Origin of the sequence: Psychrobacter cibarius (genome assembly GCF_016107535.1) — a bacterium.
Lineage (GTDB): Bacteria > Pseudomonadota > Gammaproteobacteria > Pseudomonadales > Moraxellaceae > Psychrobacter > Psychrobacter cibarius.
The window spans coordinates 164726-177798 of sequence record NZ_JABASQ010000003.1 but is presented as its reverse complement, the minus strand read 5'-3'; the positions used below and the strand labels follow the sequence as shown (position 1 = coordinate 177798).

Sequence of the window (13073 nt, the reverse complement as noted above, 5' to 3'; positions counted from 1 at the left end):
AACAGTCAAATATTAGACAGGGTTGACCATAATAGGGTTACAAACAGGGTTATGAAATACATAGCAAAAATATTTATACAAGCACGGTCTTAATCTTTCCAAGCAGTCTGGACAGGTTCAAAGCCCAAGATTTTATCAGAGAGTAAGCGAGTCAGGCGGCTGCTACCACTACCCAAACCATTCAATCTAATCTCTGCCATAATGGCTTGCGTTGGTTTGTCTTTGACATTTAAGTCATTATAGTAACGACGACCATAAACTGCAAAACCAAAGCAGCAATCTTCGTAATCAACGCCGACCAACGAATCAAGAACTTTATCACGATTGTAATCGTATTGACCTTGAGCCAAAATTCGCCAGCTGTTATTGATTGGAAAGACAGCCGATGCGGTAAAAGCAGAGAGCGGCAGCTGATCGGTGTTTTCATCACGTTGACGTTTGACAAATCCAACATTAAACAAGCTGTTGTCAGACGGCTGATAACGCAGCTCAGTCGTAATATAATTTAAATCATAATCATTGGTCAGTGCGCCACTAACATCAACCCAAAAGTTGTTGTAAGGCTGCGTGCTGGTATCCCAAACCATCCCTGAAGACGAAGAAGTGAAGACAGGTTGCTGATCATCAAGCGTAACACGTCCATTATCGATATAAAACTGTTCTGCAATGCTACCATCAAAACGTGTCACACCCGTTGCGTCGATGTAACGATAATTGATACCAGGAGTAATCGAATGCAAATCTTGCAAGCGGTCATGCCCTAAGAACCAACTGTCAGAAAACAGCTGTTCATAGTTAATAGAGGCAATACGCGTATTAAAGTTCGGAATATCGTTTTGGTCTTCATATGGCGAGTAGGTGTATTTCAATCGCGGGCTTAGCAAGCGATAGCCACCCATGGTATCGTCGAATGCGCCAAAAGGCGAGCCTGCTTGATAGAAATTCAGACCTGCATCAATACTGGCTTGCGGTACAAATACCGACTGGCTACCGTCTTTATCACTCAACTGATTGTCGGCTAAGCTGTCTTCGTCATAAGAAGTATAGAGATGTTGTAAGCTCAGTTTTGGTTTGATATAACCCCAAGATTTTTCCATTGGATAAACGGCGCTGAGTTTATTATAAATTCGCCCGCCACTTTTTTCATTCTCAGAGCCATCGTCGATGGATTTTTTGAAATAAGCGGAATCGTGTACACCAGTAATATCGAAGCTCTTCGCCCAAGGCAGTCGATAATCGAGCTTGAGCTGTGGCAATCTTGAGTAAGGCTTATCTTTGTCTTCTAAGGGTTTACCATTACTGGTAAAAGCGTCTAGAGTTTGAAAGGTTTCTACCTTCAATTCACCATCAACATAGTCATTATAATAATTGACACGCGCACGGCGTGGTAAGTTTATGGTACTGTCTGATAGACCCAGCGTGTCAAAATCATTGAGGTAGTCTGAATCTGACACATAGCTGTATTTTGCATCACCGCTTAAGCGTGGAATGCTCTTAGATGACCAATAATGATCATAAAAGAAGCTAGAGCGGTCTTCGTCATTGTACTCTTTGTCATTAGGCAAATATGAACCATTAAAAATACCTTCGCCATAACTTTCGGTCAGATAGCGAAACTCGCCTGACACCATAGGATTACGATCGGTATAAATATGGGTATTGAGCGTGGCATCATAATTGGGTGCCAAATTGAAATAGTAGGGTATATCAACCTCAAGACCGCTTTCACTACTGATACTGGCATTCGGCAATAAAAAACCACTGGTGCGACGATTATCAATCGGGAAGTTGAAATAAGGCAAATAGAACACAGGCACGTCAGCGATACGGAAAGTAGTGTTATAGGCTTCGCCGCGACCTGTATCGGTATCTAAATCAATGCTTTTGGCATCAAACTGCCATTTACGATTGGTTGGTGGACAGGTACTAAACATGACATCATCTAGCTCATATTGACTGTCATTCGGTCTGTTCAAGCGCTTGGCATAACCATGAGCTTGCAGTTCTACACTAGCAAAAGCCACATCATTGGCTGTCGACTGCCCAGTTTCAGTATTATAATTTAAACTATCGGCGACCCCAATAAGCCCGCCTTTTGATGCTTTTTCAGTGAAATTGGCTTGGGGGTTATTCGATGAGCGGTTTGGCGCATTGCTATCTAGTGCGTTGCTAGGTGATACTTGCTGACCTGTCGCCTGGTCAGTAAACATGACTTTACCTTGAGCGGCGGCAATGCCATTGCTCAAATCTAACAAGACTTTTTCTGCTTCTATCTGCTGGGTACCCTGATTGATGATGACATTGCCCGACAGCTCTGCATAGTCGACATTGTCGTAATAACCATAATCTGATTCTGAAAACAGCGGCGCTTGATTATTCGGGAGACCATTTAAGTTTGGCGCAGGCTGTCCATTGGTTGCTCCCGCCTCATTGACCGAGCGTTGATAGTTAGGGTTGCTCTTTGGATAAACCCATTGACCTTCGCAGCGTTGGGCGCTATCTACAGCATTCGGTAATAACTGTAAGTTTTTACCCACTTTTGGAATGGTTTGCGGGGTAGGTGTTAGCTCGTTTTGAATGACATTTTGGTTCGCATTATCACTATTGTTTAACGTTGAGGCATCTGTATCAGGTGTCAGCTCATAAAATTCTGCTAAACGCAGCAGACTATCTTGAATACTTTCATCACTCACATCAACTTTACCAGTCTTCTGTGCGGCTTTAGATGCAGTGGTTTCAGTAAGCTGAGCAGTGCTATTGTTCTGAGTGGTCGCAATCGTATCCGATGCTGGTACAAAACCTTTATCATCACTCTCGTTAATGGCGGTAATTTCTAGAGGACGGTTGTCTAGGGGGCTTTCATTAGTAGCACGCTCATTAGAGATGCTGTCGTTAAAGGCGCTTTCATTAAAAGTATTGTCAAAACTACTGTCTGAAGTATTGTTATCAGTAGCAGCCTTTTGAGACGTATTACGCTGAAAGTCAGTTTTTTGATTATTGCTATTTTGATAGCGGATATCATTATAGTCGCTGTCTTTTTGGACGCTACTGCGATTGGCATCAGGTGTAACATCAGAGACATAACGGGTGCTACTGTCAGTGATTAGCGACTCAGTTTGCTGTGTGTCAGCATTGCTGGGCGCAGCACTAACGGCTAGGCTGGACAAGCCTAAGGCACCAAATAAGATCAAACGGATGCTTTGGTAAAGCGGAGAATATAACAAGGGCACACCTATGATTGCAGAGCCTATTGGATTGCGATACTGAATTTAGTAACCATATTATTAATCATGTATGGCGGTTAATAAACGCCTAAAAAATCACTGATTGATAATGCTATCTTAAGAATTTGGCTGTTTTACATATAATGACGACTAATCATAGTCAAAAAAAACCAAATCAGCTACACTATTTACCAAAATTTATAATACAGCCGAGCTGTTTTTTGAATGGTTGCTGAGGTTATGCTCAGCGCTAGATGTCGAATGATATCCCAATACGCCTGCTATCGCAGTTTTTTTGGCTCAAGACGTTGCTATTTTAACAAGGTTTTGCCTGACTTATCACTACTTTAATTGTTTATGACTTATATTTAACCTGCGATGCCCATTATGACTGATAAAATACTTTTAGAGCCTAATATGATCGATACCAAACTCAATAGCCGTCTACAACAATTAGAGAGCTGGTTGCAGCAAGTATTTGCTGGTCAAACGTTCCAACTCGATAGTCTACCCGGTGACGCAAGTGCTCGCCAATACCATAGAATCCAGCTGTCAGGCAGTAATGACACGACAGTCGCACATTATATTGTCATGGATTCAGCGGACGAACAAGACGCCATGCGCCAGTTTATCAATGTGACTAAGCTGATGGCTCCAGCGATCAATGTGCCGACGCTCATCGCACAAGACGTGACGAAAGGATTTTTGGTGTTGCAGGATTTTGGTGCGATAGAGTTCGCTCATCTGCTCGTTGATGCGACGCCTGCGCAGATAGATGAGCATTATCAGTTGGCAATGCAGACGTTGGTCGCGCTACAGACTGTGCCAGTTGAAACAGCAAAGTCGCAACATCAATTGCCAGATTATGATACTGAGTTATTAGATCGTGAGATGGATTTATTCAGCGATTGGTTTATACCTTATATCGGTGTCGAGTTTGATAAAGCATTATGGAATACTTTAAAAGAAGCCTTAATAAAAGAGATTTTGCAGCAACCACAAGTCATCGTCCATCGTGATTATCACAGTCGCAATTTGATGCAGGACCAAGCGGATCGCTCGCGCTTAGGCGTGATTGACTTTCAAGACGCCGTCATCGGCTCTTATACGTATGATTTGGTGTCATTGCTGCGAGATGCTTATGTAGAATGGCCAGAGAGTCAAGTCTCTGCATGGCTTAATGATTTTTGGCAGTTGCAAAAGCAGGCGGGCTTGACTACGGTAGATAGCATAGATCAGCTCGAAAACGATATGAATGTCATGGGTGTACAGCGACATTTAAAAGTGTTGGGAATTTTTATTCGCTTGTCTGAGCGAGATGGCAAAGACCGCTATTTGGCGGATATTCCTAAGGTGATGCGTGATTTAATGTTCGAGTTAGAATGGTTAGAGGCGCACGGTAGACCGCATATGCAACGAGCAGTAGCGCCGTTTAATGAGAGTCTCAGGGATAAGATACTGCCAGCTTATCAAAGTAAGTTCGTACAGCAATATATTTAGAACGAACCACTTGCGAGCTTTATCTGATGCGAATGCTCATCTGATAAGTAATGCTCATTTGATAAGTTACGTTAAAACATTAGCAAATTTTAATCTGAATGTATAATCCAATAAAATAAAAAAAGGAGCGCACATGTCTGGGGTTGACCGAGCAATGATTACCCAAGCAATGATTTTGGCTGCTGGTAAGGGCACGCGTCTGCGTCCGTTAACACTGGATACGCCCAAACCTCTGGTAGAGGTGGGTGGGCAACCGCTTATCGTCTGGCACATTAAAGCGCTACAAGCGGCTGGTATCACTGATATCACTATTAATGCGTCATGGCTGGCTGATAAGCTGATGGATACACTGGGTGATGGCAGTCAATACGGTGTTAAATTGCATTGGTCAGTAGAGGATGATGAGCCTCTAGAGACCGCAGGTGGTATTTTTCAAGCGTTACAAACTGGCAAGCTGCGCGACGAGCCATTTATCTTAGTGAACTCAGATGTATGGACGACCTATGATTTTGCGCAGTTGCGAGATTATAAGCTTGGCGCAGATCAGCGCGCACATCTGTTATTGATTGACAATCCAGAGCATAATAACGGTGGTGATTTTGCGATCAATAATGGTTTAGCCAGCGAGCAGCCGATTGGTGATGCAGACAAATACACCTTTGCTGGCATTAGTGTGATGTCACCACGATTGGTCGATGGGTTGGTATCAGGTCAGCCAGCGGCGTTGGCACCATTGCTCAAGCAAGCAATGATAAAGTTCCAAATCACGGCTGAAATCATTTCTGATAATTGGATAGATGTGGGCACGCCTGAACGCTTAGCGCAGGTAAATGAATTTATCAAAAGTAACGGTGTTGATCACCATCAAGGCGCTTAGATTATGGCGTTTAGACTATGGTATTTATAATAAAGGGCTTAGATTAAGATGCCTAATTATTACTAATCTTATATAAGTAGTCGTATAAAAAAGCAGCGTCGATGAATCGGCGCTGCTTTTTTATGTGATATAGCCATGGCTAAGTGGGCTGCAAATGACTGCTAGATACCCATAGCCAACTTGATTAATTGAGCAATCGTAAAAATAACTGCAAACCCTGCTATATATAGCCCAATGAACCATGCCCATTGTGACTGTTTCTTACTGAGCTTCTTCATGCTCGCCTCCTACTACGTGTTAATGCGCTTTAAAAAGTATAGTCACTGCTCATATTTGCAGTAGCCACATTTTTATATCCTTTGTTTACCCTTAGTACATATGCTCATGTCCAGTTTTACCCTTAAAGGTGTAATAGGCAAAAGCGGTATAACTCAGGATAATCGGTAGCATTATGACGGCACCAACTAACATAAAGGATAGTGAGGTGTCAGCTGCGGCTGCCTCATAAATCGTCATCTGATACGGTACGATGTATGGGAACATGGCGAAACAAACCCCGATATAGCCCATCAAAAATAGTGCCACAGTCAACAAGAAAGGACGATATTCGCGCTCGCCACTTAAATCTTTACGCATCAAGAAAAATAATAGTAAAACTATAATTGGCATTGGCGCTAGATATAATAGACCTGGGAAACCAAACCAACCTTCGAGGGCATTGATGTCTGAAAAATACATAAACGCTGTGACGACGATCATTGCCACTACCAAAGCAGACAGCATCCAGCCAGACACTTTGCGTGCCCAGACTTGTAGGGTATGCTCAGTTTTGATAATGAGCCATGTAGAGCCAAGTAAGGCGTAACCAATAATCATCGCAAAGCCGCAGACGATCGAGAAAGGTGTTAACCAATCAAATGGCCCACCAGTATAGAGGCGGTTGCTTGCCTCAAGACCTTGTACAAGCGCCCCAAGCATAATACCTTGAGAGAATGTAGCAACGACTGAACCAACAAAAAAGAAAGTATCCCATACGTGACGACGTGACGATGCTTTGAAGCGAAATTCAAATGCCACACCGCGCATTATTAGACCGAATAGCATAAAAGTAACAGGCAGATAAAGCCCCGTCATAATGATGCCATAAGCCACTGGGAAAGCAGCGAACAAGCCGCCACCGCCCAATACTAGCCAAGTCTCGTTACCATCCCAAAACGGGGCAATAGAGTTCATGATGCGGCTACGGTTTTTATCTGAGCCAGCAAAGGGAAACAAGATGCCGCAGCCTAAATCAAAGCCATCAAGCAATACATAGATAAAGACGGATAGAGCGATCAGTCCGCCCCAAATTAAAGGTAAGTCTAATACATCACCGTAGTTAAACATTAGCGTAACCCTCCATCATCGACGTCGTTTGCAGGAGTATCTATATCTTCTTCAGTACTCTTAGCAGGATTGCTATCGCCACTGAGCGCACGACCTTGGCTTTCGGTCACTGAGTGCTCATAGAAATTATCATCGGCAGGATCTTCGTACGGTTTTGGTCCTTGAGCAATCAAGCGTAGAATATAAAAACTGCCTGCACCGAAGACAAATATATAGAGGACAATAAAACCAATCAACGTGGTTGCCACTTGCTGTGCTGCGAGCGGTGACATACTTTCTGCGGTTCGTATCACACCATATACAGTCCACGGTTGACGTCCTGTCTCGGTCACAAACCAGCCCGCCAGTAATGCGATAAAGCCGAGTGGGGTCATCATCATCCAAGCACGGTGGAACCAGACACTTTCGGGATTATATTGCTGTTTTTTAAAGTATTTATAGAGACTAAATAAGCCGACTAGCACCATTAACATGCCAATACCAACCATGATGCGAAATGCCCAGAATACAATCATGACCGGTGGTTGGTCTTCAGGTGCCCAGTTTTTTAGACCTTTAACTTCCCCATCTAATGAATGGGTAAGAATCAAACCTGAAACATAGGGAATGCTTATTTCATATTTATTGGTTTGGTTTTCTTGGTCAGGAATAGCGAATAAGCGTAACGCTGCGCCGCGCTCATCCTCCCAAATACCTTCCATCGCTGCGACTTTGGCTGGCTGATGCTCTAAAGTGTTTAGACCATGCTCATCGCCAATCAATACTTGAGCGGGTGCGACGAATATCGCCATAATCATCGCCATACCTAGCATGACACGACCATGTTGACGGTGTTCGGTGTGTTTTTTGGACTGAATATAATAAGCACCAACCCCGCCAATGACAAAGGCAGTCGTCAAGAATGCCGCTGTCATCATATGAGCATAACGGTAAGGGAATGACGGGCTAAAAATGATCTCAAGCCAGTTGGTAGGATATAAAAGACCATCTGCGCCCATCATAAAGCCTTGCGGCGTCTGCATAAAGCTGTTGGCGGCTAAAATCCAAAAGCCTGAAATCAGTGTACCAATGGCGACAATGGCAGTGGAAGCAAAGTGCATACGTTTGCTCACGCGCCCCCAACCAAACAGCATAATACCTAAAAAAGACGCTTCTAAGAAAAACGCGGTCAATACTTCGTAGGCGAGTAGTGGCCCCAAGACATTACCGGCTTTGTCAGAAAAGACCGCCCAGTTAGTACCGAACTGGTAGGACATTACTACACCGGATACCACGCCCATACCGAATACCACGGCAAATATTTTGACCCAATGCTTGTAAACTTCAGCATAGATAGGCTCGCCTGTTTTGAGCCAACGGAATTCAAGCACCGTTAACCAGCTGGCAAGTCCGATAGAAAAGGCGGGAAAAACAATATGAAACGAGATAACAAAAGCGAATTGGATACGCGCGAGCATCAGCGCATCGAGCTGGTCAATCATAAACGTAGCGAACATAAACGGTTACCCTTATCTGTTAGCTGAATAGCGCTGGCTTCCATAAAACGCTCAAGTAACTGCCCGCAATCGTCTATAGATTAAGGTAAAAAATAGTACGGGCAATGGCTCAGTGTTGATTAGCGAGCAATCTTAGGGATAGAGTGCGGCTAAGCTAACGACTGTTTAGCTGAATTAAGTAATTTATATCCCTATAAATTAATACATTACTGTCAGGTGCTGTCAATATATTATGCGCTTCCCTCGATGCACACGCAAGCTGCGCAACAGATTGGTCGCATACCTGATAGTCATTAAAAACTGCTGAGATAAACCCAGATATATCAGACTAATCGCTTGGGAAAACAAGGTGTTATCAAGTTCACCTTAATAACAGTAATGTTTTATTTGTGTAGTAGTATAGGCACAAATATCCAACAGAGTACAAAGTTGCAAAGCCATCTGCTTTACTCTTAATTTTAAAGCGCAAAGACCAGTGCAGTGCTATATGATACAAGCAATCATCATTCCTGTAATTGTTTGTGTAAAATCTGGCGCAATGTCAAAATAGTTTGCGGGTTAGTTTGAATGCTATGACCACCGCTGATAATCGTCTCAGAGGCCGCGCCATCAAGATGAGCGCTGGTATAAGGAACAATACCATCTGAGAGACGTTCAGTTAGCGCTTGGCTGATATCTTCATTGACGGTGACGGCTGCAACTAGCGGTTGGGCAGAGAGCCTTGAGCTATCAGAAGGGCTACTTGTACCGACTGCCTTATCTTCGGTGTCTTCTTCCTTATCTTCGGTGTCTTCTTCTACTGCTTGTGATAAATCAACCTTTGCACCAGCTGGCTGCATTTGCGCCAGTCCTTTGGTAATATCGGCATCATTATTGGCAATGATAGAATGATAGGTAACACGATCATTGATGGTGATGTCTTTCGTTAGCTGTATAAAAGAAGATTTGTCGCTCAGCTGACTTGCGCCATTTTGTAAATATAATGCACCCAAAGGATTTTGTGCCAAATCACCTTGCGTGGCAATAGTTGCCAAGTTGTCCGTGACAGTTTTTACCAAACCGACTGGCAAATAGACGATACGGCGCAGTGCCCGAGTGAACCAGCGATCTGCATAGTCAGTTCCACGAAAAGGCGCTGATAAAAAGACAGCCGTATCTACTTGTGGTAAGGCTTTTAGCTCAAAGCGTTCTTTTAGCTGATCTTCGCCAAATGATGCTTTAAGTGCGTCACGAATCTTACGTTTTTCACTATCAGACAGCACATTTTGATCGTCTAGTCTATCTAGGTCATCGACCAAGTTCTCATCAGATAGCATCATGCGAGCGATAATGGCACCCATACTATGACTGATAATCACGCTGTTTTTGCTGGCGCGATTTTGTACTTTAGGATCAGTTTGCTCGTAGGTGCTGTTGATTAACTGTTGTATTTGATAACGGTTTTCTAAAATGGGCAAATTGGTTGGATAGAATATCTGCCACACTTGATAGTTATCACGCAACTTATCGTCGTTGAGAATATCGTTGGTTAAATTGACCCAAGTGGCAGGGCTAGAAGCCAAACCATGCAGCATAATCAGGACGCGCTTATTGGGATCATAAGGCTCAAGCATGAATAATTTGGGCAGTCTGGCCTCTGGCTGGCGAGTGATTAAATTGAGATAACCGACGCCATCCAGCTGGTTCTCTGACAGCCACAAGCCATAACCTGCAGAAAAGTTAGCCGCCAGTGGATAGTCACTATTAAGGATGTTAACGCTTTCGCTTTGGTATGGGTTGTATAAATGAATATCGAGCTTGCGACTGCTTAGTACATCCAGTACGCTATCGCCGCTTGGTTCAATCAATCCTGTTAATAGCAAATGTCCAGTAGGGTAGATACGCGAACTTGGCTTGCTCTCATCTGTGTCTCCATCTTTCTCATTGGCCAATCGACCTGACAATGATGATACTAATAATTGGCGAATCGTGGTGGTATAGCGGTCATCCAGTGAGGCCACCAAGCTGATACCTAAGCCTGGACGTTTGCTGATTGAGTTAAGCCCAGAGAGGCGTAATTCGTAAGTGGAAACCAAGTCTGCTAGTGCAGAGGTCTGCTTATGTGCATTTTGCAAATAGTTATTTTCATTAGGCAAATAAACACCAAGATCATAATCATCAATTTGTATTTTCATGACGTTGACTTGCTCAGTCGGTTTGCCCTTGAGCGGTGAGTAATTGGCAATCGCGGCTTGGTTACTGTCATTAAGATGGCTAGCGGATGTGGGCAAATAATCTACTTTGGTGCCGCCCATCAACTTATTTGAGCCGTTGGTTGATCTATAAAGCTGGGTTATCACATCATTACTGGCGGCATTATAGATGTCTTGGGTCTGAATATCGGTGTCATTTGGAATACGGTTCTGTGCCTGAGAGGGGCTTTTGTCTTGATCTGCGCCCTCAAAATCATGCGTCAAACTGTCATAAAATAAATAGGTATAACTGGATTTGATAGCATCGAATAATCGCTCTTGATAACCTGTTAGACAGCGATTGGTGTTTTCTTGCTGGACTTTAGCTTCTGTATCTTCTAAAGGTGCATTGGCATAATAAGGATCAAGTGGCGGGCGAGCCAGCGCATTGCGGCAGTCTTGAGAGGCAGAAAGCTGTCGCGCTTTTGCGTAGTGTAACTCTGCAAAAACTGCCAAAGCAGGACGGTAGTGTTCATTCAAAATACTGTCAGTCAGCTGAGTGAGGCATAAATCAAACTGCTGCATACAGGCTTGCTCATTGAGCCCTGCCGATAAGAGCGCTGATGCCGTATCACTGCTTAGTTTCTTGGTGGTGACGATATTACCGCGCTGCGCAGTAATCGTCTTCGCTGACGCTTGCTTATTCACTGATACCGTACTGCACGCAGGTAGTAATGCTACCGCGGCTATCAAGGCGACTGATGTGATCGAAAATGGGGTTTTCTTAGCATGCGTCACCATATTTTTGATAGGGTTAGCGAAAGTCATAGGTGAGTCCAGTTAGTCGTAAAAGCATGGTTGAGTCAGTAATTTATAATAAGAAGTGTAGCGTAACTTTTCGCATTAAACTATTTTATTTAAATTTCAAAAATACTGTTTAAACTTCAATAATTGAATCGAACACGCATTTAAATAAGGTAGACAGCAAGTTGGATTCAATGGAGTTTCGCTAGACATAAAAAAGCCCCTGACTCTATATTGAAGTAATTTCGATATAAGGTCAGGGGCTTAGTCGAGTCAATCTAGCTTATGGAGCAATCATGGTATTTGGTGAACTTACTTAATGACATTTAAATACCCAATCGATGTTAAGCACTAGGCTTAACATTGATGTTAGGCGCAGGTATATCCCAAATGTAGAATTTACCCTCTTCAATAAGTTTGATTTGCTGACGAATGATGTCATTGTTAGGGTTTTTCTGTTCAAGACGACGTAAGCGCTCTAGCGCATTATCGCGGCGATCACTTAACAAGTCTGACTGTGCCAAGCTTTGCTCTGCTTCGGTATAGCCGAGAGACACTGCGCGGTCTAGGTATTTTTGACCTTCTTTAAAGCCGCCGCCTTCTGACAACATCATGCCATATAAGAAGTTGGCTTCTCCGCTATCAGGTTTAAGTTTAATGGCACGGTCAACATATTTTCCACCACGTATCGTATAGTCTGATCCCAAATCTAAGTTACGTCCCATGCCATTGAGTTTAGCAGCACGAATCAATACATCATAAGAGGCATTTGGTGATTCAGCATAAGGCTGTATCCATTCAGCCAATACTTTGATTTTTTCACGCGTATAATGGCGCTGTGAGCGGTTAGGGAAGTTTGGTGGGTAATGACGGGCATTAGGTGAGACGTCTTCGATGAAATCATCAAGCAAGCTCACGTCTAGCTGATCGTTGTTATTACCGTTTTGCTGAGGAATCAACACAGTCGGTACAAAGCTTACGTCTGACAATTGCACTTGCGGCGTTGGAACATTGGCAAGCTGACCACTACGCAGGTCGATACCAGTAGCGGTCAAAGGACCAGGCTCATAAACTCGAGTGGTGCCAGTGAACTCAGGTATTTTTGGTGCTGGTACAACATCTTGTGGTTGCAATGTACTCATTGGCGCACGATACGGCTGAGCATTATTTGGCAAAGGAGCGCTTTGTGGAACGCTATTGCTTTGAAGGTCAGTTGGTTGAGTATTGGCTGTCACCGCCGCAGTCGGTAAAGTACCTGATTGTGCTGTACTAGCCGCAGTCGGTCGAGCAAGGCGAATCACACGTTTGCTAGAATCCATAGCGCTAGGCACCGATGTGGCAGTAGTATCGGTCTTTGCAGCATCTGTTGCCGCATTGGTTTCTGCCGCATTGACAGGCGCTGATAATAGCATGGCACAAGCTGTTGCCAGTGCTGTCAGAGTTGCCAGTTTAGGCGACTTGCTAGACGAACGGGCAGAGAGAGTCGATTGGTTGATGGCTTTCATAAAAATCGTTACCTTAATTTATTTAGTTGTTATTTAGCAATTGAATGGTTATTAGCTCATGTCTTTGCGGCAAAATCATACAAATTTTTAATACACTAACAAATTCAACT

General features: G+C 43.6%; 8 protein-coding genes. 2 read left to right on the top strand and 6 right to left on the bottom strand.

What is annotated here, in order from left to right:
- Positions 1 to 89 precede the first annotated feature (89 nt).
- Positions 90 to 3224 (bottom strand): LPS-assembly protein LptD, encoded by a 3135-nt coding sequence (locus tag JFC08_RS03995; RefSeq protein ID WP_198329781.1) that lies wholly within the window; start codon positions 3222 to 3224, stop codon positions 90 to 92.
- 387 nt (positions 3225 to 3611) lie between these two features.
- Between JFC08_RS03995 and JFC08_RS03990 the strand changes: the two genes are divergently transcribed.
- On the top strand, positions 3612 to 4724 hold the full coding sequence (locus JFC08_RS03990) for an aminoglycoside phosphotransferase family protein (protein ID WP_227697636.1): 1113 nt from the start codon (positions 3612 to 3614) through the stop codon (positions 4722 to 4724).
- A 133-nt stretch (positions 4725 to 4857) separates the two neighbouring features.
- The gene (gene murU / locus JFC08_RS03985; RefSeq protein ID WP_276509863.1) at positions 4858 to 5601 is read left to right on the top strand and encodes an N-acetylmuramate alpha-1-phosphate uridylyltransferase MurU; all 744 of its coding nucleotides are present in this window, start codon (positions 4858 to 4860) and stop codon (positions 5599 to 5601) included.
- A gap of 161 nt (positions 5602 to 5762) precedes the next feature.
- Here the strand turns inward: murU and JFC08_RS14030 are convergent, their stop codons facing one another.
- The 5 genes from JFC08_RS14030 to JFC08_RS03965 all read right to left on the bottom strand — a co-directional run bounded on the left by JFC08_RS14030 (position 5763) and on the right by JFC08_RS03965 (position 12963).
- Positions 5763 to 5879, bottom strand: coding sequence for a DUF2474 domain-containing protein (locus tag JFC08_RS14030; protein ID WP_372815413.1), 117 nt, complete (start codon positions 5877 to 5879; stop codon positions 5763 to 5765).
- Between the two features lie 91 nt (positions 5880 to 5970).
- The gene (gene cydB, locus JFC08_RS03980; RefSeq protein ID WP_045445007.1) at positions 5971 to 6987 is read right to left on the bottom strand and encodes a cytochrome d ubiquinol oxidase subunit II; all 1017 of its coding nucleotides are present in this window, start codon (positions 6985 to 6987) and stop codon (positions 5971 to 5973) included.
- Positions 6987 to 8483: a cytochrome ubiquinol oxidase subunit I gene (locus tag JFC08_RS03975; RefSeq protein WP_087814611.1), complete on the bottom strand. Its 1497-nt coding sequence runs from the start codon at positions 8481 to 8483 to the stop codon at positions 6987 to 6989. The genes cydB and JFC08_RS03975 overlap by 1 nt, the downstream gene beginning before the upstream one ends.
- A gap of 503 nt (positions 8484 to 8986) precedes the next feature.
- On the bottom strand, positions 8987 to 11482 hold the full coding sequence (locus JFC08_RS03970; protein WP_198329779.1) for an esterase/lipase family protein: 2496 nt from the start codon (positions 11480 to 11482) through the stop codon (positions 8987 to 8989).
- A 320-nt stretch (positions 11483 to 11802) separates the two neighbouring features.
- Positions 11803 to 12963, bottom strand: a complete 1161-nt coding sequence (locus tag JFC08_RS03965; protein WP_198329778.1) for a hypothetical protein — start codon at positions 12961 to 12963, stop codon at positions 11803 to 11805.
- Positions 12964 to 13073: the final 110 nt, after the last annotated feature.

What these genes read in the sequence shown, in the direction of transcription:
- JFC08_RS03990 (WP_227697636.1), top strand. Translation starts at nt 3,612, where the DNA reads ATGACTGATAAAATACTTTTAGAGCCTAATATGATCGATACCAAACTC.
- JFC08_RS03965 (WP_198329778.1), bottom strand. Translation starts at nt 12,963, where the DNA reads ATGAAAGCCATCAACCAATCGACTCTCTCTGCCCGTTCGTCTAGCAAG.
- JFC08_RS03975 (WP_087814611.1), bottom strand. Translation starts at nt 8,483, where the DNA reads ATGTTCGCTACGTTTATGATTGACCAGCTCGATGCGCTGATGCTCGCG.
- cydB (WP_045445007.1), bottom strand. Translation starts at nt 6,987, where the DNA reads ATGTTTAACTACGGTGATGTATTAGACTTACCTTTAATTTGGGGCGGA.
- murU (WP_276509863.1), top strand. Translation starts at nt 4,858, where the DNA reads ATGTCTGGGGTTGACCGAGCAATGATTACCCAAGCAATGATTTTGGCT.
- JFC08_RS03970 (WP_198329779.1), bottom strand. Translation starts at nt 11,482, where the DNA reads ATGACTTTCGCTAACCCTATCAAAAATATGGTGACGCATGCTAAGAAA.
- JFC08_RS14030 (WP_372815413.1), bottom strand. Translation starts at nt 5,879, where the DNA reads ATGAAGAAGCTCAGTAAGAAACAGTCACAATGGGCATGGTTCATTGGG.